The sequence below is a fragment of the Thalassolituus sp. UBA3500 genome (genome assembly GCF_002377545.1).
Lineage (GTDB): Bacteria > Pseudomonadota > Gammaproteobacteria > Pseudomonadales > Oceanobacteraceae > Thalassolituus.
In genome coordinates this window covers 73,710-95,458 of sequence record NZ_DFQB01000059.1, presented here as the reverse complement: position 1 = coordinate 95,458, position 21,749 = coordinate 73,710, and the positions used below count along the sequence as shown (strand labels likewise).

Here is a 21,749-nt window from a genome sequence, read left to right as displayed (position 1 = left end):
TGCGGTCGGCGAAGTAATAGTAGATTGCCCCATTGTTGGCCAGAACCTGCCCCAAAACTAACATGGCGGCCATGAAATAAACCGGTACACCTACACCGATTCATCTGTACAGACACATATTTGGTCGTCGGGTTCAGCCCGAGAATGCCGAATTCTGCATTGTTATGGTAATTCAATACGGTCAGCAGCCGTTCTCACGGCTAAATATGGCGTTGGTGCTGAGTATTTTCAAGGTATTTCTGACAATATCCGGATCATCGGTATCCAGCCAATGAAGATCGGGCCAGCTTCGTAGCCAGGTGATCTGACGTTTTGCCAGTTGGCGGGTCGCAATAATGCCCCGTTCGACCATCTCATCGTAGTCGTATTCACCATCAAGATAGTCCCACGCCTGACGATATCCAACGCAACGAATGGACGGCATATTCTTATCAAGGTCGCCACGGGCACGCAGCGCTTTTACCTCGTCGATAAAGCCATCGGAGACCATGATCCGGAAACGCTCGGCAATACGTTCGTGAAGCCGTTTACGCTCTGAGGGGCACACCGCCAGATTCACAACATGGTATGGCAGAGGTTCAGTCTGTTGCTCGGCCCAGTATTCTGTGAGCGTCTTACCCGAGATCAGATAGACTTCCAACGCACGCTGAATGCGCTGAGAATCCATAGGTTTCAGACGGCCTGCGGATTCAGGATCAATACCTGCCAACCGTTCATGCATCGCCGGCCAACCTTTCTCAAGGCCTTCTTCAAGTAGCTGCTGCCGGATTGCTTCATCGGCTTTCGGCAGGTCGGCTGCGCCATCACGGAGGAATTTGAAGTACATCATGGTGCCGCCCACCAGCAAAGGGACTTTGCCTGCGGCGGTAATGTCGGCCATTTCGCGTAATGCATCTTCACGGAAGTTCGCCGCGGAGTATGCCTCGGCAGGGTCAATCAGATCGATCAGACGATGTGGTGCCTGGGCTCGCATACGGGCGTCAGGCTTTGCCGTCCCTATGTCCATACCTTTGTAGACCAACGCTGAGTCGACACTGATAATTTCGCAATCGTGGTTTTTAACCAACTCAAGTGCGAGCGCCGTTTTGCCGGAAGCCGTCGGCCCCATCAAAAAAATCGCCGGTGGAAGAGAGCCTGACATCACCGCCCCCGCAGAAAGAGCTTATCCAGCTCTGACATCGTCATCTGAGTCCAGGTCGGGCGACCATGGTTGCATTGCCCTGAACGTTCAGTGGCTTCCATATCACGTAACAAAGCATTCATTTCAGGCAGGGTCAGTTTCCGGTTTGCCCGCACAGAACCGTGACAGGCCATGGTCGACAGCAGTTCGTTACGATGGGCGAGAATCCGGTCAGACGCGCCATGCTCCATCAGATCACTCAGCATATCAGTGATCAGCTGTCCGACATTTGCCTGTTGCAGCAGTACCGGAATCTGACGAATCATCAGGCTCTCTGGCGATACTCTTGCCAGCTCGACACCAAACTGACGGAATTCATCGGAGAACTGTTCTGCCGCATCGGCTTCACGCTCACTGACGTGCAGTGTTTCGGGTACGAGCAACGGCTGACTCTGAACGCCCTGTTCATCGACAGCGAGTTTTAAACGCTCGTAGGTAATACGCTCGTGTGCCGCGTGCATATCGACAACCACGAGGCCATGAGCGTTCTGCGCGAGTATATAAATGCCGTGCAGTTGAGCGACGGCAAACCCAAGTGGCGGCAGGTCTTCTGCACTGGATTCTGGGAGTGGTTGTGGCGCCCCCTGATTCAGCTGCTCGTAACTGCGTAATTGTTCGGCGACAGCCCCCTGCCCGGGACGACTGTCAGAAAAACTCTGCCCAAAAGAACCGCCCGAATAATTCTGCGCAGTTGAAGTCGCCACACCGTCAGCAGGCGCAGAAAATGGGGTCCGTTCATTAGCCGGTTGTTGCCAGTCGAGTCGATTCTGCCCCTGGAATTCTCCTGCTTCTGTACCCGTTGCAGCCGGTGCCGCACTCGGCTGCAAATTCGCCGTTGGCTGCTCGGGGCGTATATCCGCCAGAGCACGGTGCAGAGAGCGGAAAATAAAATCGTGTACCAGACGTCCATCGCGAAAGCGCACTTCGTGCTTGGTCGGGTGAACGTTAACGTCCACCAGCTTCGGGTCCAGCCAGAGGTACAGCACAAACGCAGGCTGGCGACCGTGATAGAGCACATCGCGGTAAGCCTGTTTAATGGCATGCACCACCAGCTTGTCTCTTACCGCACGACCGTTCACAAAGAAATACTGCATATCACCCTGCGAACGCGAAAACGTCGGTAAACCAACCCAACCTTCAATGGTCAGACCCGCCCCTTCGGTTTCGATATGTACTGCGTTATCCATAAACTGCGGATTCAACAGTGTCGCCACGCGCTTCTCGCGATCAATGGCTCTTGCCGCCGGGCGCAACGAATGAATAACGCGGTTGTTGTGACGCAAAGTAAAGGCGACGTCATAACGGCTGAGTGCGAGCTTTTTCAGCGTATCTTCGAGGTGTGAAAATTCTGTTTTCTCTGTACGCAGGAATTTACGCCGCGCTGGCGTATTAAAAAACAGATCGCGCGCTTCGACCGTGGTGCCGGTCGGGTGTGCGGCCGGGCTGACGTCAGCCTGCATATCGCGCCCTTCCGCTTTTACCTGCCAGGCCTCATCTGAGCCTTTCTCTCGGGAAGTCAGGGTCAGGCGTGATACCGACGAGATACTTGCCAGCGCCTCGCCACGGAAGCCCATCGTGCCAACAGCTTCGAGATCATCAAGCGTCGTGATCTTACTGGTGGCATGACGACTGAGAGACAGCGGAAGGTCATCCTTGCCAATACCGTGACCGTCATCGCGTACACGCAGCAGCTTGATGCCGCCTTGCTCGGCATCAACATCAATATGCTGAGCACCGGCATCCAGCGAGTTTTCGACCAGCTCTTTGATGATATTGGCTGGACGTTCTACAACTTCGCCAGCGGCAATCTGGTTTGCCAGACGTGGCGATAACAGGTGAATTCGGCTCATAGCTCAGACTGAATATTCAGGAGTTTGGAATACGTAGCTTCTGGCCCACTCTCAGCGAGTTACTGCTCAGGCCATTCAGTTTGCGCAGCTCAGACATTCCCATGCCACTGCGCACTGCCAGCTCAGAGAGTGTGTCGCCACTGCGAACTGTGTATTCGATGTATTGTTGTGCTGCTTTTTTCCGCGCCGCCATCAAGGTGCCAGCAGGAGGATTATTCTGGAAATAATCTTTAATTCCGTTAAAAATCGCACGCGCCATTTTCTTCTGGTAAGCACTGGTCTTAAGTTGTCTGGCTTCGCCAGGATTTGAAATAAATCCGGTTTCTACCAGGAGTGCAGGCATGTCTGGCGATTTCAGTACGACAAACGCAGCTTCTTCGACGTTCTTTTTGTGCAGCTTACTGATCTTGCCCATTTCCTGCAGAATTTCATCACCGATAGAAACGCTGGCAGTACGTTTATGGGTCATTGAAAGGTCGAGCAGAGTCATCGCCAGATGGTCTTCCCGATCGCCGATACTGACACCACCAATTAAGTCAGAGGAGTTTTCTTTGTCGGCAAGGAATCGTGCAGTTTCACTGGTTGCCCCCCGGTCAGACAGCACAAACACAGAGCTACCACTGGCACTCGGGTGTTTAAATGCATCTGCGTGAATAGACACGAAGAAATCAGCATTGGCCTTGCGGGCTTTTTCTGAGCGTTCACGCAATCCAATATAATAATCTCCGGTACGCACCATGTACGGTGCAAATCCGGTTTCCTGATTGAGTAAACGTTGCAGTTCTTTTGAGATCGCCAGAACCACGTGCTTCTCCATCACCCGACCGGGCCCAAGGGCTCCGGGGTCTTCACCGCCGTGCCCGGCATCAATGGCAATAATGATGTCGCGCTGATCGGTCTCGTAGGTTTCCGCCTTTTTGACAACATCAGGCGCACTGACAGACGCCTCTGACTGGGGGCGCTCAAGGTCAACCACAAGGCGATGATGCGATACACCTTCAGAGGGAGGCAACGGAAAACTGCGGTATTTCATGGTCGCACGGGTTTCTACCACCAGACGCAGATCGGTCTTATTACGACGACCACTACGCACCCGGATAACCTCGCTGGAGTCGTCTGCTACGTTATCTAAAGACGACATTTTCAGGTCAGCATTTTTGAGATCGACAACAATCCGGTCCGGCCCGGTGAGCTGAAAAATCTTATGCTCATGTGGCCCGCTAAGGTCCAGCACCAGACGCACTTTATCGGGCGATTGCCAGACACGAACGTCACTGACGTCTGCCCAGACCGGCAGCACACAGAGTGTCACGACGAAAAACGCGATCAGCCGTTTGATTATTCCTGCCATTCTTTTACCAGCTGCTGCAGTTGCCTGCTCCACTGTGCCCCTTTATCTGTCTCTGCCTGCCAGTTGAGGATACGTGCCTCACCTACGTCGTCAATATGAATTGTAAGATCGGCATCAGGCAATACACCACGCCCACGCTCTGGCCACTCTATCAGGCACAAAGTTCCATCGGTCAGGTATTCGCGAATCCCCATGTATTCGAGCTCTTCAGGGTCACCCAAACGATACAGGTCAAAATGACAGACCCGACCAGTCGCAAGATCATACTCTTCTACCAGGGTGTAGGTCGGTGATTTCACCGCACCGGTATGACCGAGCGTCTGAATCAACCCACGACTCAGGGTGGTTTTTCCTGCACCCAGAGTACCCTCAAGAAATACCAGCCCGCCACCCGTCAGTATTGAAGACATACGGCCTGCAAAATTAACCATTTCATCTTCGCCGGTCAGACGTATCTGGCCAGCAGTCTGTGAATTACTCTCAGTCATCAGTTCACCAGTTGTCGGATATAAGGCATCAGGTCTGTGGCAAGCAGCCCACGTGTTCCGGATTCAGACGCGGCCAGGTCGGCGGCTGCACTGTGCAGACACGTGCCTCTCAACGCGGCTTCCCATGGCGTTAAGCCCTGAGACAACAGACCTGCGATCACGCCGGTCAGTACATCCCCCATGCCGCCGGTTGCCATGCCCGGATTGCCATCCGTACAGATGGCCAGTTCCCCCTCAGGAGAGGCAATGATGCTGCCCTGCCCTTTGAGAATAACAACCGCATGGTATTTATCAGCGATTGCCTGCGCTGCACCGAGGCGATCAGACTGAATATCCGCCACGGACTTGTCCAGCAATCGGGCAGCTTCGCCCGGATGCGGAGTCATCACGACGTCACGCTCCGGGAATTCCGTTTGCCAGCCCGGCGAGGCAATAATATTCAATGCATCAGCATCCAGCACAACCGGATAATCACTCTGCAGAACCTGCTGCAACAGCAACTCCGCCCAACTGCTACGCCCGAGCCCAGGACCACACGCCAGCACTGACGCTTTTTCCATCAATGGCTGCATTTCAAGCCCGGCATTAATGGCCGCTGCCATACATTCCGGGCGCCGGGCGAGCACTACAGAAACATTGGCCGGGCGCGTTGCACAGGACGTCAGCCCTGCACCCGTGCGGCAGCAGGCGTCCACCGCCATAGCGATAGCACCGCCGAAGCCGGTTTCTCCGCCGACAAGCAATGCATGGCCATGATTTCCCTTGTTGGAATTACCGCGCCGGGAAGGTAACAAAGGGCCAACCTGAGTAAGTGAGTGGTAACTCACTCGCTGAGCCAGTACAGGAACCGCCTGACGCTGTGCATCGGTTAAGCCAAGCCCTGCGTAGTACAGTTCACCACCGTAATCCGGCCCATCACAGGTCAATAGTCCCGGCTTTATGCCGATAAAGGTGATGGTCGCATCCGCCTGAACCGCATGCCCCATCACCATACCGCTGCTGGCATTAAGCCCAGAGGGGATATCTAAAGCAAACACAGGTGCCTGATGCGCGTTCATCGCATCAATCGCTTCGGCAAACTCCCCCTGCACGACGGCATTCAGGCCAGTTCCTAATAAACCATCAATCAGAAGGTCTGCGTCTGCGGGCAGGTTGCCATCAAATTCACCAGCAACCACACCCGCGCTCTCGGCCATGTGTCTGGCATCGGTGGCCGATGGGCTTTGCCGGGTAATATCTCCAAGCGTCAGGACAGATACCGAGAGACCCTGTTCAATCGCCAGCGCAGCGATTACCCAACCGTCACCGCCGTTATTGCCGGCACCAGCAAGAATGCAAATATGGCGGGCTTCAGGCCAGCGCTCCCGCAGGCATTGAAAGGCAGCTTCGCCAGCCTGACGCATCAGTTGGTATCCGTTATCTCCCATCCGCTGAATGATGAGCCGGTCGAGCTCCCGTACGCCAGCAACACTGTCGATGTTACCGGGGAGGTGGTCATAGGCTGAGAAAGGTCGCTTCATCGCGGATGGGCCTGCGCTTGTGATACATTGCCGGGATTATATAAGTCCCAGGGCAGCCCGGCCAGAATGACATCCTCCAGGACAGTACTTACCCGAGAACAACTGCAGAAGTTGCGTGATGATATTACGCAATGGTCGGCCGAAGCTGGCTTTCAGCAGTGTGGTTTCAGTAGCGTCGATACAGGAGAGCACGGCAATCGGTTACAGCAGTGGCTGGATGCCGGTTATCACGGTGAAATGAGCTATATGGCCGATCACGTGACAGAACGGGGCCCAATGCGCGCTCTGCCTAATGAGCTGCTTCCCGGCACGCTGAGTGTGATCAGCCTGAGAATGGACTATCTGGCGCCAGGTGTAGAGGTAGCGAAGCATCTGCAGGATAAAGACAACGCGTATATTTCTCGTTATGCGCTGGGGCGCGATTATCACAAGTTAATCCGCAAACGTCTGACACAACTCGGAAAGCGCATTCAGTCTGAAATCGGCGAGCTTGGTTTTCGCGCATTTGTCGACAGCGCGCCCATTCTCGAACGCGCTCTCGCAGAACAGGCAGGAATCGGCTGGATTGGTAAGAATACGATGGTGCTTAACCGAGAAGCCGGCTCATATTTTTTCTTGGGTGAAATTCTCACCGACCTTCCGCTCGAACCCAATGAAACGCCACTGAAGAATCATTGCGGTCGCTGTACCTCGTGCCTGGATATTTGCCCGACCCAGGCCTTTGTAGGCCCCTACGTTCTCGACGCGAGAAAATGCATTTCTTACCTGACCATCGAACTTGATGGACCAATCCCCGAAGAGCTTCGCAATGGCATAGGCAACCGTATCTTTGGTTGCGACGACTGTCAGATTGGTTGCCCGTGGAATCGCTTCAGTAAAAGCAGCGAAGAACCCGACTTCACCCCGCGCCACCAGCTGGATAAAGCGACACTGCTCGAACTATTTCAGTGGGATGAAGCAACCTTCCTGAAAAAAACCGAAGGCATGCCAATCCGCAGAACAGGCTACGAAAACTGGATGCGGAATATATCGGTAGCGTTGGGAAATGCCTCGCAAAGTATTGAGGTGCAGGAAGCGTTGAAAAAGCAGAAAGGAAATATTTCAGGGTTAGTCGATGAGCACATCGACTGGGCCCTGCGACAGCAGGGCCAGTAACATCATCTGTGCAGATGGTTGTCAGTGGTGGCAGTGCACCGGATTATCGGTTACTGATTACTGACGCAGTGCACGCAGCATCCACGCCGTTTTCTCGTGCAGACTCATGCGGGCCGTAAGCAGGTCAGCCGTACCCTCATCGAATACTTCGTCAGTCATTTTGATAACGCTCCGACACGTGCGCACAACCTGCTCGTGTCCTTTGGTCAGGATATCGACCATCTCATTAGCTTCCGGCACACCGTCAACCTCTTCCACAGAGCTCAGACGCGCAAACTCTTTATAGGTACCCGGCGCCGTGAATCCCAGAGTACGGATTCGCTCGGCGATATCGTCCACGGCTTCGGCCAGTTCGGTATAGTGTTCTTCGAACATCAGGTGTAACTCACGGAACTGCGGGCCGGTGACGTTCCAGTGGAAGTTGTGGGTCTGCAGATACAGAGTGTAAGAGTCCGCCAGAACTTTACTCAGGCCCTCGGCAATCTGTTTACGGCTTTCTTCATTAATACCAATATCGATCGAAGTCATACATGTACTCCTTCTGAAAATGAATCGCTCCCTTATAGGGACAGGGGCTGTTTCACTTTGTTCCGGAGATTTGCTCCAGAATTATTTGACGCCTCACTGAGCCTCTGCCAATGTCGATGCTCTTCTTTTATGAATTCTCATCAATATTTTCTGAACAAGAGTGCAGCATATGGCGACCACGAACCTGACGTCTGTCTTCAATAACAAACTCATATGGATTACCGGAGCGTCTTCCGGGATTGGTGAGCAGCTGTGTTATGACCTGAGTAAGCTGGGTGCCCGCCTGATCCTGTCTGCCCGCCGCGAAGACGAACTTGAACGGGTGAGAAGCGCGTGCCAGAGTCCGGAAACACATATTGTGCTGCCACTCGACATGTTGAATGAAGCCGATGTAATCAACGCAGCTGACAAGGTGGCCGACGAATTCGGCGTCGTAGATTACCTGTTCAATAATGCCGGAATCACGCAACGCTCACTGATCAATGAGACCGAAGCGGATATCTACCGCAAGGTAATGGAACTGAACTACTTCTCGCAGGTGACGATTACCCGCAAAGTACTGCCCGGTATGCTGGCTCGCGGTTCAGGGCACATTGTCACTACATCAAGTATCGCAGGCCTGATTGGTATTCCGTACCGCTCGGCGTATTGCTCATCGAAACATGCCATTATTGGTTTTATGGACTCACTGCGCTCAGAGGTGCACGACAAAGGATTACGCGTGACGACACTGTGTCCGGGCTTTGTGCGCACCAGTATTATCGAAACTGCTCGTCGTGAAGGCACTGCTCTCGAAAAAGTGGACGACACCGTGATCAAAAATGGCATGGCCGTCGATGAGGCAGTAGCCGAAGTCTTAAATGCCGTAGCCAATGAAAAAGAACAGGTCGTTATCGCCAAAGGCAAAGAAGGCATGGGGCCAATCATTAAACGATTGTTCCCAAGTGTGATTTATAAAATGGTTCGGAAAATGGCATTAACCTGACTCCTGCGACAATGAACTTTTGAGCAAAAAGCAAGTCTGTTTTCACAGGAGGTGAATCATGAGTAAACAAGCCGTTATTTACCGCATGGTGATGGAGAAACACATCTGCCCATACGGTTTAAAGTCTCTCGACCTGCTTAAGCGCGAGGGTTTTCAGGTCGAAGACAACTGGTTAACGACCAGAGCCGAAACCGATGCCTTTAAAAAAGAACATGAGGTCGAAACGACTCCGCAAACATTTATCGATGGAAAGCGCATCGGTGGTTACGACGCCCTGAAAGATCACTTTGGTAAGTCAGGTAAGAAAGAGAAGACAACAAGCTACACCCCGATCATTGCGATTTTTTCTGTCACGCTTCTGATGGCGCTGGGCGCTTCTCACATGGTGAGTGGCAGCTTCTTCGGTGATCGATGGTTTGAGTTGTTTATCGCGTTCAGCATGTGTGTTCTTGCGATTCAGAAATTGCAGGACCTCGAAGCCTTCTCCTTGCAGTTCTTGGGCTATGACCTCTTAGCACAGAAATACGTCCCCTATTCAAAGATTTACCCGTTCGCCGAGGCGTTTGCCGGTATTGGTATGATTGCTATGGTGTGGACACCACTGGTTGCACTTGTTGCCTTATTCATCGGTAGTATCGGCGCCGCGTCGGTCTATAAAGCCGTTTATATTCAGAAGCGGGAACTGAAGTGTGCCTGTGTCGGAGGCAACAGCAATGTTCCCCTTGGTGCGATTTCCATGACCGAAAATCTGATGATGGTAGGAATGGCAATCTGGATGCTTCTCTTTCGCTGACTCAGCTTTTCAGCGGATAAGAAACGAAAAAAGCGCCTCGAATTATTGAGGCGCTTTTTCATAAAGCTAAGCTTGATCGATTACTTACACCGCCAAAAAGTGTTTACGATAGTGCTGCATTTCAGCAATCGACTCACGAATATCATCCAACGCCTGATGGGCCCCTTTCTTCTCGAATGAAGAGACAGCCTCCGGCTTCCAGCGACGAGCTAATTCTTTCAGCGTAGATACATCGATATTACGGTAGTGGAAGTAGCGCTCAAGCTCGGGCATGTACTTCACCAGAAAACGCCGGTCTTGATGAATGCTGTTGCCGCACAGTGGCGAAGCGCCCTCTTTGACGTGTTCTTTCAGGAAGGCGATCGTTGCCAGCTCGGCAGCACGAGCATCCTGAGTACTGTCTTTCACCCTTTGCGTCAGCCCTGAGTTACCGTGGGTGCGGGTATTCCACTCATCCATCGCATCCAGCAATACGTCTGGCTGGTGCACCGCAATAACCGGCCCTTCAGCAATAACGTTGAGGTCGCTGTCGGTCACAATGGTCGCGATTTCAATGATAACATCCTGCTCTGGCTCCAGACCTGTCATCTCCAGGTCCATCCAGACCAGATTATCTTTCTGACTCATGTCGCATTCTCGGTAACTATATTGGAGATATCAGTCTAGCAAGTTGCACCAAACCCAGCCAACCGCGACAATAGCGCCATCTTAAAAATCAGAGCGAATATGGCTAAGCGCAAACTAAATCGCCGTCAGGCCTGGCGGGTCGAAAAGATTCAGCAGGAAAAGGCTTCGCGAGCGAAACGCAAAGAGCGTGATATTTCAGACCAGCTGAGCGCCGGTGAGCTGGGCGAGGAAATGCACGGCCTGATTATCGCTCACTTCGGCTCTCAGGTTGAGGTCGAAGACGAACACCGTACCCGCTATCGCTGTTTTCTGCGCGCCAACCTGGGGTCACTGGTCACCGGCGACCACGTTGTCTTCCGACCAGGGCCTGAAAATAACGGTGTACTGACCGGGGTGGTCGAGATGGTGCAGGAACGTGAATCTGAGTTATCACGACCGAATCCGTACAACGAGATCAAACCCGTCGCTGCGAATATCGACAATATTCTGCTAACCATCGCTCCCGAACCTCATGCCCACCGCAACCTGATTGATCGCTATCTGGTTGCTGCAGAGAACTGTGGTATAGAACCCATATTCCTGCTCAACAAGGTTGACCTGATTGACGAAGAGATTCAGCCCTACTTCGATGAACTGCTCGGCGACTATGAAGTACTGGGTTATCGATCATTGCGCGTATGCAGTAAAGACGAGAGCAGCCTCGCTGACCTTAAAACCTTTCTGAATGACCGTGTCAGTGTCTTCGTTGGGCAGTCTGGCGTAGGCAAATCGTCACTGATTGCGACGCTGCTTCCGGGCGAAGATCTGCGTATCGGAGCTTTGTCGGAAAATACCCGCAAGGGCAAGCATACGACAACGACTGCAAGGCTGTATCACTTCCCTGCGGGCGGTGATCTGATCGACTCTCCGGGGATTCGTGAATTCGGGCTATGGCATATGTCACCAGAAGAGGTGATGTACGGTTTCCGCGAGTTGCGTGATATCGCCGGTCATTGTCGCTTCCGCGATTGTGCACACGAATCTGAGCCGGGTTGCGCCATCATTGAAGCACTCGAAAACGGTGAGATCAGCGACGAGCGCTTCTTCAGCTACAAACGCATTCTGAGTACGCTGACTGAACTGTAAGTCAGCGTACTACCAGAAAACTTCTTCTTTATTGGGCGGATTATCGTAAGGGTTATCGGCCCGGTTACGTCTTTGCTGCAGCTCTTCGAGCAAGGTCCCGGTGCGATTAATCGTAGGCGTTCTGGGATCGTCTTCGCTACTTTCACCATTCTCACCGTTGATAAATTCAACATCGGCATCACTGCCACTGCGCCCTTTGATGCCTGCATCGAGCGCTTTATTGAGTAGCGTAATTGAAATGCGTCGATTGACCGCCGCCGCCGGGTCATCGGGTTTCAACGGTGCCGTATCGCCCATGCCAATCACCTGAGCGATCTGTGACTTAGGCACACCAGCTTCCATCAGGGCACGACGAGCCGAATCCGCCCGCAGCGACGACAGGCCCCAGTTGATGTCGTCTTCATCGCGTTGGTTTACTACGCCAGATGAATCCGTATGGCCGGTAATCTGTAAACGATGATCCAGACCTGAGAGCATGGGCGCCAGCTCCCATAAAATATCCTCAGAGTAGTAGCGTAAATGAGCGCTGCCCTGATCAAACATGGGCCGATTCGTCTGATCCACAATCTGCAACCGCAGACCTTCGGTCGTTAGGTCGAGCAACAGCTGATTCTTGAACGGACTCAGTGTCGGGCTGGCAGTGATCATCGCCTGAATTTTGGCTTTCATTTCTTCCATGCGCCGTTGCTCAATGGCATCAGCCAGGCTTTCAATCTCATCCGCCTGAAGAATTTTCTCGGGATCAATGGTTTCTGAGACAGCGATATTGTCAGAGGTTGTTGGTGAACCGCCAAGATCAATAACGTACTTAGACGGCACCAGCTTGCCCTCTTCAAAGGCTTTCGGGTCCTGAAAGTAACCCGATATGGCCTCCCGCTCCTGTTCGTTGGAGGAGTTAATGACCCATAGCACCAGAAATAAGGCCATCATTGCCAGTGCAAAGTCCGCCATCGCGACCTTCCAGGCGCCACCATGCTCTTCGTGTTTGCCCTTCTTATAACGACGGACAACGATATTCTGATGTGGGCTTAACTTCTCCATCAGCAATCACTCATCAGCGGCTGCGCACTTTGCTTTCGACTTCATTGAAGGTCGGACGCTTATGGGTGAACAGTGACTTACGGCCAAACTCCACCGCCAGCTGCGGCGGTAGTCCGTTCAGGGAGGCGATAATGCAGGCCTTTGCAGCTTCGTAGAGTTTAATTTCTTCTTCGGCGATATGACGCATGACAGAAGAGATTGGCCCAACCAGACCATAGGCGAGTAAAACACCACTGAATGTCCCGACCAGAGCGGCCGCCACATGAGCACCGATTTCGTTGATATCACCGCCAATGGCGCCCATGGTGATCACGATACCTAATACTGCGGCAACAATACCAAAGCCCGGCAAGGCATCTGACACTTTACCAACCGCCATGCCCGGTTGTTCCAGCTCGTGCATGCGTGCCTCTATTTCCTGATCCATCAGGGATTCCAGCTCGAACGACGTGAGGTTACCTGCGGCGATAATGCGAAAGTAGTCAGCAATAAAGACGGCCAGTTCATGATTCGCCTGAATCGCGGGATAGCGCGCAAAGAGTGCACTGGTGTCCGGGTTCTCGACATCCCCCTCAATCGCCATGATGCCTTCCCGGCGCGCTTTATTGAGAATGTCATAGAGCAACCCAAGTACATCCATATACATGGTTTTTGAGACGCTCCCGCCCATAATCACCTTGGGAATCAGGCGAAATGACGACCAGACAACATGCCAGGGATTCGACAGAAGAAAGGCACCAAAGGCCGCGCCGACAATAATCAGTATCTCGAAGGGTTGCCACAATGCCAGCAGTTGGCCATGTGACATCACATAGCCATACAGGACACTGCCAAAAACAATCACGACACCTGCTACAAATAGCATCCAGCCAATTTCCTCAGCGGTACTCCGCATTTAACTCAGGATGCGAACCGAAACCCTTCCGTGACAAAAAAGACACACAGATTACACGGGACGAAATACGCATCACGACTATAGTAAGTAAAGGATACAAATGACCGTTTAACAAACCGGGAACACTCTCTCCATGCAGAATTCTGCGCTTCAGACGCCCAGCGCCGCTCAATGGGAGGCCGTCCTGGCGTTCCGTGACTTACCTATCCTGAAAGAAACACGGGATGCATTAAGGGTCGAACTCAAAAACCCGCAGGTCAGCTTTGAATCGCTGGTACCTGTGGCGGAAAGAGATCCAGCACTCTGCTGGCACTTGCTACAAAAGGCTGTCAGTCATAACCCCGGTTGCCGCGAACAGATTCACGGCGTTTATAACTGCCTGTCGCTGCTCGGTATGCAAGAGCTGATTATTCTGGTGAAGAAGCTCCCGGTGATTGAAGACCACCCGGAGGATGCTTCACAGAAAGTGTATCGGCAGGCACTGTACACTGCGCACATGGCCGGTTGCCTGGCAGCACAATGGGCGAGTGCGAAAGGCACACCCACGAGTGCGGCCTATTGGTCAGCCATGCTGGCTAACTCTATCCTCTGGCCCTGGCTATTGCTCGATCAGTCCAGTCACAACTGGTTTCACTACCTGAGCGAGGGCGATGATCTCAGTACCGCTTCTCGCAAAGTATTCGGTAACTCACCCGAGAACTGGAAACGCCTGGTGCGTCGGCACAACCTGCCCGACCCGGTTGTCGATATGTTTCAACGAGATAAATTACCAGAGAGGAAAGACTGGCGACGCCTGCGCAAACAAGACCCAAGAGATCTGGATACCGGACGCCAACTGATCCACAAAAGCCAGAGTGCTTCTATGCTTGCGCTGACCGCAGCGAATACTGCCTGGCACCTTCATATAAACCCGGAAGGTGAGCGAAGCCAGCGCTGGTTGGCAATGAGCAGTCATGCGCAAGGGCGCCGCTATCCGACACTGGTCAGCGAGAGCCGTAAAGTTCAGCTGGATGAAGCGCGTTTGAGAAAGTCTGCATTGGCCTCTGGCATTGCGTTGCTGACTACACCGAGACCAGAAGCACTGTCGTACCCTAAATGGACACCTCTTCCAGAAGTTGCGCCTGCATATGCGGCCACGACTTCGCCCAACGACACGACAGCCAAAGTCGTGCAGGCCGAACCGGATGTACGCTCAGAAGCCGAGATTGATAAAGTGTCGGCGCCCGAGACTCAATCACCAACCAAACCTGCTCGTCATGGCAGCGCGTACCTGTCTAAGTTGATGGGGCAATTGTCTGAGTCCCCCGCAAGCTTCGGTGACTGGCACTATCTGATGCAGGGGGTATTGAAAGGTATTCATCTTGGCATTGGCATCGATCACGCGATTATTATGCTGCCCGGTAAAAATCGTTCATCCCTGCGTACAGTCTACTCGGAGAACCCTGACGGGCTGACGCCTCTGTCGAGTACCAGCATCCCGTTGCAGGTCGCTCCTTTACTACGTCAGTTAATGAAGCAGTCAGCGGCCGTTCATATCACGCCGGCGACTTGTGGGCGATACTTCAAAGGCATGCCCCCGGAACTTGCCAATGCACTTCCGCAAGAATTGTTGCTGATGTCAGTCCACGCAGGTCGCGACCCCATCGGAATTGTCATTGCCGCAAACTCTGGCAATAAAGCAATATCCAAAGCGCAATACCAACGTTTCCGGCAACTCTGCACGACAACCAGTCAGGGGCTGGCCTCTCTCCGCCAACTCAGTGCCCAGAAAAACAAAAGCGCAGACAAGCCCCATAAGACCGCACGGCAAACGTCGTGACCTGACACAGGGTGGTCTCTCAGATACACTTCGTGCCAACGAAACAACTAGCTGAGTGACCCACCCATGGCTGATCTCCCTTTATTGCTTGAGCCAGAGCAACTGGCTGACCTGTTGCCGCTCGATAACGTCCTGATCATTGACCAAAGCAAGGCCGAGACCTTTATGGAAGGTCACATCCCGGGGGCCGTTCATCTCGACTTTAAACGCCTGCAGCGTCCTGGCACACCAGTGCCAGGCCTGCTCCCAGAGATGTCTGAACTTGAGACTGTATTCAGCGAGCTGGGGCTGACAGCAGAGACACACGTCATCTGCTCAGACGATGAAGGCGGCGGCTGGGCCGGACGCCTGATCTGGGTGCTAGACTGCATTGGCCATACGAAATATTCCTACGTTAACGGTGGTATCGTCGCCTGGCGTCAGGAAGGGTTACCCGAAGAATCTGGTGAAGTTACTCCACGTTCTTCAGATTATAAAATCACCGCCATCAATGAAAATGCCACGTTCACTAAAGCTCAGGTACTCGACAACCTGGGTAAGCCAGACTTTGCCATCTGGGACGCACGCTCAGCCGCTGAGTACACGGGTGAAAAAGTGATTTCAGCGCGCGGTGGACACATCCCGGGTGCGGTTAACTACGAATGGACACTGGGCATGGATAAAGATCGTGGCCTACGCATTAAAGATCTGAATGCTTTCCGCACCTTACTGTCAGACATGGGCATTGACGGTAGTAAACGAATTGCTACGCATTGCCAGACCCATCACCGCTCAGGCTATACCTATCTGGTCGGCAAAATTCTTGGATTTGATATCCGGGGTTACGCTGGTTCATGGTCCGAGTGGGGCAATGACGAGAACACCCCGGTCGTAACCGGTACTGAACCTAATTAAGAGATGACCCAATGAGTATTAAAGACAGTCTGTTTATCGCCAGTCAGTATGTTGTTCCACAACACCTGCTCTCTCGCGCAGTGGGCGCTCTGGCAGAGGCTGAAATGGAATGGGTGAAAAATCCGCTGATCAATCTGTTCATCAAAAAATTCGGCGTCAACATGAGTGAGGCTCAGCGCCAGTCAGCGTCTGAATTCTCCTGCTTTAACGACTTTTTCACACGCGAATTAATTGATGGTGCACGCCCGATCGAAGGTGACGCGTCTGTGCTGTCCTCACCTGCTGACGGCGCCGTATCACAACGGGGTGAAATCGTTGATGGTCGTATTTTTCAGGCCAAAGGTCAGGATTATTGCCTGACTGAATTACTCGGCGGAGACGCCAAACGCGCTGCACCTTTTATGGGCGGCGAGTTCGCAACCATTTATCTGTCGCCGAAAGATTACCACCGTGTGCACATGCCAATGGCGGGTAAGCTGCGTGACATGATTTATGTCCCGGGCGATCTGTTTTCAGTCAATCAGGTAACCGCAGAAAATGTGCCGCGTCTGTTTGCACGTAACGAGCGCGTGGTCTGTATTTTTGATACCGATAAAGGTCCGATGGCGATGGTGCTCGTCGGTGCCATGATTGTCGCCGCCGTTGAAACCGTCTGGGCGGGGCATATCGCTCCCCCAAGACGCGAGCTGAAGGTCAGCGAGTACGGCGCACCTGTTGATGTGTCTCTGGAAAAAGGCGCCGAAATGGGCCGCTTTAAACTCGGCTCAACCGTGATCCTGTGTCACCCGAAAGGTGTCGTCGACTGGAACGATACGTTCGAAGCGGGCGCACCGGTACGTATGGGTGAGGCCATAGCCGACCTGGCCTGACACAAAAGCCTGATCTTTCAGAGATCAGGCCTTTGACCAGTCAAAACTGAGCACATCGCTGATGCGCCCGGCCTGCAGCAGGTGCATCAATAAACGGTCTACGCCCATTGCCACACCAGAGCACTCGGGCAACCCATGTGCAATAGCCGCAAGCAGATTTTCATCGATCGGACGATCATTCGCTTCTTTTTCAAAGCGACGGCGCTGCTCTTCAGCGTCGATCAGTTCGTCATACCCATTTGCCAGCTCAGTGCCGTTAAAAAACAGCTCAAAACGCTGAGCGACAGAATATCCTTCTGCACCTGTCGTGACTTTCGCTAACGCCGCCTGACTCGCAGGAAACTCTGAAATAAACACCAGAGTGTCTTTGGGTAACGCCGGCTCAACCATGTGACTCATAATGATATCGAGCCAGCCGTCACGATTAAGATCGAGATCATTGCCCGCGGCCTGCTGGCCGACCTGAGCAATATCCGCGTCACTGGAAGCGTGCACATCGAACCCTGCGTATTGTTTTACTGCAGCAGCATAACTCAGGCGGATCTCAGGCAACTCAGACCAGCGCGATGCAAATAACGTCTGCACCAGATCGCGTACTTCATCCATAAGCTGCTGAAGATCCCAGCCTGTGCGATACCACTCCAGCATGCTGAATTCGGGATTGTGGCGTTGTCCGGCTTCACCTGCCCGGAATACCTTGCATAACTGCCAGATATCACCACTGCCCGCGCACAGCAGTCGCTTCATCGCGTATTCAGGCGAGGTATGAAGCCAACGCCCTTCGCACGTCTGCACTGGCTCAATATTAGGGTCAGATACTGGCGCAGCACACAATAGGGGCGTGTCGACTTCGAGCACATTCCGGGAATGGAAGAACTCGCGAATGGTACGATAAAACGCAGATCGGGCAGCCAGAGCTGCCCGATCGCAAGAGGGTTGCCAGCGCGTATCAGGCACGGCCGACGTATTCACCCGAGCGGGTATCGATCTTCAGCACTTCACCGATGTTGATGAACAGCGGGACTTTCACCACAGCACCCGTCGACAGGGTTGCTGGCTTGCTGCCACCGTTTGCAGTGTCGCCTTTCACGCCCGGATCGGTTTCGACAACTTCCAGCTCGACGAAGTTAGGCGGAGCAACGGTCAGAACAGCACCGTTGAACAGAATAACCGTGTATACGTCCTGCTCTTTCAGCCACTTAACGGTGTCGCCAACAGCTTCCTGAGATGCGCCGTGCTGTTCGAACGAACCGTCCGTTGCCATGAAGTGCCAGAATTCACCGTCGGTGTAGAGGTATTCCATATCCACTTCCATCACGTCGGCACCTTCCAGGCTGTCACCTGACTTGAAGGTTTTCTCAAGAACGCGACCGTTACGCAGGTTACGGAGCTTGACGCGATTGAATGCCTGGCCCTTGCCCGGCTTGACGTACTCGTTTTCCACAATGGAGCACGGCTCATTGTCGAGCATCACTTTGAGACCCGATTTAAATTCGTTGGTAGAATAGTTAGCCATTTTGACTTCCGCTTACTGTCAGGTAATAAATTAAGGTGCGTATCATAACGCGAACAGAGCCGCCTGTAGAGATGCAGGATTGGCGACAGATTCTCGCTGACTCTTTCCGTGACGGTGAGCGCCTGCTCAGCTATCTGGACATACCGGCCGGGACGGCTCTGAAGGCAGGCCACCCTGCACTGACGTTTCCTTTGTTGGTCCCACGTCCGTTTGCTGATCAGATGGCCCGCGGCGATCGGAATGACCCTTTGCTGCGGCAAGTATTGCCCACCGGCAGTGAGGCCGATGCTTCTGACTTGCCGGGCTACAGCAGTGATCCACTGGCCGAGCGTCAGACCAATATACGCCCGGGAATTATTCACAAGTATCAGGGCCGGGTGCTGATGCTCGCAGCCACAGGGTGCGCCGTAAATTGCCGCTACTGCTTCCGAAGGCACTTCGATTACGCTGATAACCGCTTAAGTCGTGATGAGCGAAACTCGGCTCTGGACTATATTCGCAGCGATTCAAGCATCACCGAAGTCATTCTCAGCGGCGGTGACCCACTCATGCTCCAGGATTCAGCGCTTGCCGATCTGATTGCGGCCATCGATGAGATAAACCACGTCCGACGGATTCGCATACACACTCGTCTGCCTGTGGTTATTCCGCAACGGCTGACTGCTGAGCTTCAGAATACTCTCAGCAACACCCGCTGCGATAACGCCATGGTACTCCATGTAAATCATCCAAATGAACTGACCAGTCTGCATAGGGACCGCCTGCGGGAACTCAGAAATAGTGGTGTCACTCTGCTCAACCAGAGCGTACTGCTGCAGGGCGTTAATGATGACATTGTTATTTTGGCCGAATTAAGCCAGAAGCTCTTTACAATGGGGGTACTACCCTATTACCTTCACCTACCAGATAAAGTTGAAGGGACGCAGCATTATTTCGTCAGCGACAAGGAAGCCACCGCTCTCTATCTGGGCATCAGAGAACAATTGCCTGGCTACCTTGTCCCACAACTTGTGAGAGAAGTGCCGGGTGACCCCTACAAGCGTCCCCATCCCGTTCTGGCCTGATCTGACCGCTATTTTGTGATAGCGTAGTCAGTTCATGTAAAAGAAATTCACATTTCTCATTTGAAACGGTTAAATGTCGTGTAGTTGCTGGAAAAAACACGCCATAGAGGCTATATAAATCGCTAACCCCGAAAGTTAACAGCAGGATCGCATGGACAGCCAGAGCACACCGATAACATTGCATATCCCGAATGCAACTCAAAGCGAGTTGTCGTTCTGTGGTGCGGGGCTTCCGGCGTTCTCACAGTGGGCCAAAAGTCTGCCCATGGCAAATACAGGAGAAGCATCCCGACGCCTGTATCAAGCGATTCGCGAGCTGAACGCCCTCAGCTGCCCTCCAGCTCAGCGCTTTGAACTGCTCGAAGTTATCCGTCCCTACATACATTCCGTGTGTAAGGTGCTGAATAAGCACTTTCTGCAGTCTTCTGTCTCTCTGAACGACAAGCAACTTAAAATCGCCAATCTGAGTCAGGCGTTGCAAGGGCATCTTGCTACGGGCTACAAAATGGTCGTTGCACATAGCGTCGATCTGCTTGGCGCCGGTGACCGCCCACCCAAGCATTTCGCACCGGCCATCCACCGCGCGATCGTCGACAGCAGTCAGATTATTCTGCGTGCGTACCAGCTGTACTTTCAGCCGCCTGACAGAACCTGGCTCGACGTTAACCAGATTTACCTGATGGCCGAAGCGCGCCGTCTTGAAAACATCACCATTGAAGATCAACAGGCGCGGTACGTTCATAAATCGACGATCCGTGACGCTTTTGTCCGTGTACATCTTCTGGGTACAGCGAAACCCAGCAACCTGCGTCAGCAGGATCTGGCTCAGCTGTATGAGGTCTGTGAACACTGGGCACCTCTCGTTGAACTTACACCGGCAGATGATGAGAGTGCGCTGTTTATCATCAACCTCCATCGTGACCGGCCGGGTCAGTATCGCCAGCACCTGCGTGATAATCAGAAAATGAATTTCCGCAGCCTGAATACTCAAAAGCTCGTTCAGGCGCTTAAGTTATATTCCTCTGCAGGCAGTGACGGCCGGATCATCGTGCCGGATAAGACCAGCGAGACGTTGATTTCCCATACCATTCAATCCTGGGGAATTCACTGGCAGCGTTCATTCCGTCGCGTGCCTACCGACGGTCAACTCAGCGTCTGCGTCGGCTTGTCTGCGTTGCACTATTACACCGCAGGAAAGCGAGATTTTGATCAGGTTTCTCTGAAGATGAAGCCTGTTGAACAAGGTCCTGCGGGTAAGTCTGTAGATACCGGAGCCACCGTGTCTGACGATGTCTGGGCAGACGCCTTTGATGCCGGTGGCTCACGTATGCCTGACAACAAAGCGATGAACCTCGATGCTATTGAGTTCATTAACCGCCATCAGGTCGAAGAAGAAGAAAACAGCGAACCCAAAACCCGCTACAGCAGCTATGGCGTTATTCTGATTAACACCAGCCCGGGTGGTTACTGCCTGCAATGGAAAGGTGAGCTACCGAGCGCTATTCAGGCGGGTGAGCTGATCGGCATTCAGGAGCGCGGTGTACGCCATTGGTCTGTCGGAGCGATTCGCTGGATTCGTCACCTGAGAGGCCAGGGCACTCAACTCGGTGTTGAGCTGCTGGCGCCACGAGCAGAAGTCGGCATCGCCCGACTGCTGCAAAAAACCGGCAGCAATGGCCCACAGATGCGAGCTTTGGTTTTGCCTGCGATTAAAGCCATCGCACAACCTGCCAGCGTCATTCTTCCGCGAGTACCGTTCCGCACCGGCAACAAGATTGAATTGATGCACGAGAAGCTTAGTGGACGCTATCAGCTGAGTAAGAGCCTGGCATCTACGAATAGCTTCGGGCAATTCCAGTTCAGAGCGTCGGGTGTATCATCAGAGCAGAAGCGTCAGGTAGCCACCAGCGTCGGTGATGCTCTGATTGAAGATGATTTTGATTCTCTCTGGAATAAACTCTGATCGGGCCAATGGGTGACAAAATTTGTCACCCATGCCGTTTTTCTTTGATACGACAGCACCTATAATTCTGGGTTTTCTCTCACCGA

At 53.0% G+C, this 21,749-nt stretch carries 20 protein-coding genes; 9 read left to right on the top strand and 11 right to left on the bottom strand.

Going from position 1 to position 21,749, the window contains the following annotated elements:
• Positions 1-181: 181 nt before the first annotated feature.
• From miaA to B2R29_RS14860, 5 genes are read right to left on the bottom strand one after another with little or no spacing between them, the layout of a single operon-like run.
• A complete protein-coding gene (miaA, locus tag B2R29_RS14880) occupies positions 182-1,141 on the bottom strand; it encodes a tRNA (adenosine(37)-N6)-dimethylallyltransferase MiaA (RefSeq protein ID WP_301181781.1) in 960 nt (319 codons plus the stop codon).
• Positions 1,141-3,030, bottom strand: a complete 1,890-nt coding sequence (gene mutL / locus B2R29_RS14875; protein ID WP_301181780.1) for a DNA mismatch repair endonuclease MutL — start codon at positions 3,028-3,030, stop codon at positions 1,141-1,143. The genes miaA and mutL overlap by 1 nt, the downstream gene beginning before the upstream one ends.
• 16 nt (positions 3,031-3,046) lie before the next feature.
• Positions 3,047-4,381: an N-acetylmuramoyl-L-alanine amidase gene (locus B2R29_RS14870; RefSeq protein ID WP_301181779.1), complete on the bottom strand. Its 1,335-nt coding sequence runs from the start codon at positions 4,379-4,381 to the stop codon at positions 3,047-3,049.
• Entirely contained in the window at positions 4,369-4,869 is a 501-nt protein-coding gene (tsaE, locus tag B2R29_RS14865) for a tRNA (adenosine(37)-N6)-threonylcarbamoyltransferase complex ATPase subunit type 1 TsaE (protein ID WP_301181778.1), read from the bottom strand. Before tsaE ends, B2R29_RS14870 begins: the two co-directional genes overlap by 13 nt.
• On the bottom strand, positions 4,869-6,389 hold the full coding sequence (locus B2R29_RS14860; protein ID WP_301181777.1) for an NAD(P)H-hydrate dehydratase: 1,521 nt from the start codon (positions 6,387-6,389) through the stop codon (positions 4,869-4,871). The genes tsaE and B2R29_RS14860 overlap by 1 nt, the downstream gene beginning before the upstream one ends.
• Positions 6,390-6,455: 66 nt before the next feature.
• On the opposite strand from B2R29_RS14860, the gene queG reads away from it, so the two are divergent.
• Positions 6,456-7,544, top strand: coding sequence for a tRNA epoxyqueuosine(34) reductase QueG (gene queG, locus B2R29_RS14855; protein ID WP_301181776.1), 1,089 nt, complete (start codon positions 6,456-6,458; stop codon positions 7,542-7,544).
• A 57-nt stretch (positions 7,545-7,601) separates the two neighbouring features.
• Here the strand turns inward: queG and B2R29_RS14850 are convergent, their stop codons facing one another.
• Positions 7,602-8,072 carry a Dps family protein gene (locus B2R29_RS14850; RefSeq protein WP_068437323.1) on the bottom strand — a complete coding sequence of 157 codons (471 nt, stop codon included), beginning with the start codon at positions 8,070-8,072 and terminating at the stop codon, positions 7,602-7,604.
• Between the two features lie 169 nt (positions 8,073-8,241).
• Here B2R29_RS14850 and B2R29_RS14845 point away from each other — a divergent pair, with 169 nt between their 5' ends.
• Together B2R29_RS14845 and B2R29_RS14840 are read left to right on the top strand one after the other, a co-directional pair.
• Positions 8,242-9,057: an SDR family oxidoreductase gene (locus B2R29_RS14845; RefSeq protein ID WP_301181775.1), complete on the top strand. Its 816-nt coding sequence runs from the start codon at positions 8,242-8,244 to the stop codon at positions 9,055-9,057.
• 58 nt (positions 9,058-9,115) lie between these two features.
• Positions 9,116-9,850 carry a glutaredoxin gene (locus B2R29_RS14840; protein WP_301181774.1) on the top strand — a complete coding sequence of 245 codons (735 nt, stop codon included), beginning with the start codon at positions 9,116-9,118 and terminating at the stop codon, positions 9,848-9,850.
• Between the two features lie 84 nt (positions 9,851-9,934).
• Here the strand turns inward: B2R29_RS14840 and orn are convergent, their stop codons facing one another.
• Complete coding sequence (gene orn, locus B2R29_RS14835) at positions 9,935-10,477, bottom strand: oligoribonuclease (protein ID WP_068437311.1); 543 nt, start codon at positions 10,475-10,477, stop codon at positions 9,935-9,937.
• A gap of 99 nt (positions 10,478-10,576) precedes the next feature.
• On the opposite strand from orn, the gene rsgA reads away from it, so the two are divergent.
• The gene (rsgA, locus tag B2R29_RS14830) at positions 10,577-11,602 is read left to right on the top strand and encodes a small ribosomal subunit biogenesis GTPase RsgA (protein WP_301181773.1); all 1,026 of its coding nucleotides are present in this window, start codon (positions 10,577-10,579) and stop codon (positions 11,600-11,602) included.
• A gap of 9 nt (positions 11,603-11,611) precedes the next feature.
• Here the strand turns inward: rsgA and B2R29_RS14825 are convergent, their stop codons facing one another.
• Positions 11,612-12,643, bottom strand: a complete 1,032-nt coding sequence (locus B2R29_RS14825) for a flagellar motor protein MotB (RefSeq protein ID WP_301181771.1) — start codon at positions 12,641-12,643, stop codon at positions 11,612-11,614.
• Between the two features lie 13 nt (positions 12,644-12,656).
• Positions 12,657-13,508: a flagellar motor stator protein MotA gene (motA, locus tag B2R29_RS14820; protein ID WP_300428690.1), complete on the bottom strand. Its 852-nt coding sequence runs from the start codon at positions 13,506-13,508 to the stop codon at positions 12,657-12,659.
• A 163-nt stretch (positions 13,509-13,671) separates the two neighbouring features.
• On the opposite strand from motA, the gene B2R29_RS14815 reads away from it, so the two are divergent.
• The 3 genes from B2R29_RS14815 to asd all read left to right on the top strand — a co-directional run bounded on the left by B2R29_RS14815 (position 13,672) and on the right by asd (position 17,120).
• The gene (locus tag B2R29_RS14815; RefSeq protein ID WP_301181770.1) at positions 13,672-15,357 is read left to right on the top strand and encodes an HDOD domain-containing protein; all 1,686 of its coding nucleotides are present in this window, start codon (positions 13,672-13,674) and stop codon (positions 15,355-15,357) included.
• A gap of 66 nt (positions 15,358-15,423) precedes the next feature.
• Positions 15,424-16,251 carry a sulfurtransferase gene (locus tag B2R29_RS14810; RefSeq protein ID WP_301181769.1) on the top strand — a complete coding sequence of 276 codons (828 nt, stop codon included), beginning with the start codon at positions 15,424-15,426 and terminating at the stop codon, positions 16,249-16,251.
• Positions 16,252-16,262: 11 nt separating this feature from the next.
• Positions 16,263-17,120, top strand: a complete 858-nt coding sequence (asd, locus tag B2R29_RS14805; protein WP_301181768.1) for an archaetidylserine decarboxylase — start codon at positions 16,263-16,265, stop codon at positions 17,118-17,120.
• Between the two features lie 24 nt (positions 17,121-17,144).
• On the opposite strand, the gene epmA is transcribed toward asd, so the two are convergent.
• Entirely contained in the window at positions 17,145-18,077 is a 933-nt protein-coding gene (epmA, locus tag B2R29_RS14800; protein ID WP_301181767.1) for an EF-P lysine aminoacylase EpmA, read from the bottom strand.
• Positions 18,070-18,636 carry an elongation factor P gene (gene efp / locus B2R29_RS14795; protein WP_068437287.1) on the bottom strand — a complete coding sequence of 189 codons (567 nt, stop codon included), beginning with the start codon at positions 18,634-18,636 and terminating at the stop codon, positions 18,070-18,072. The genes epmA and efp overlap by 8 nt, the downstream gene beginning before the upstream one ends.
• 35 nt (positions 18,637-18,671) lie before the next feature.
• Between efp and epmB the strand changes: the two genes are divergently transcribed.
• Both epmB and B2R29_RS14785 read left to right on the top strand, forming a co-directional pair.
• Entirely contained in the window at positions 18,672-19,700 is a 1,029-nt protein-coding gene (gene epmB / locus B2R29_RS14790) for an EF-P beta-lysylation protein EpmB (protein WP_301181766.1), read from the top strand.
• Positions 19,701-19,851: 151 nt separating this feature from the next.
• The gene (locus B2R29_RS14785; protein WP_301181765.1) at positions 19,852-21,663 is read left to right on the top strand and encodes a hypothetical protein; all 1,812 of its coding nucleotides are present in this window, start codon (positions 19,852-19,854) and stop codon (positions 21,661-21,663) included.
• Positions 21,664-21,749: the final 86 nt, after the last annotated feature.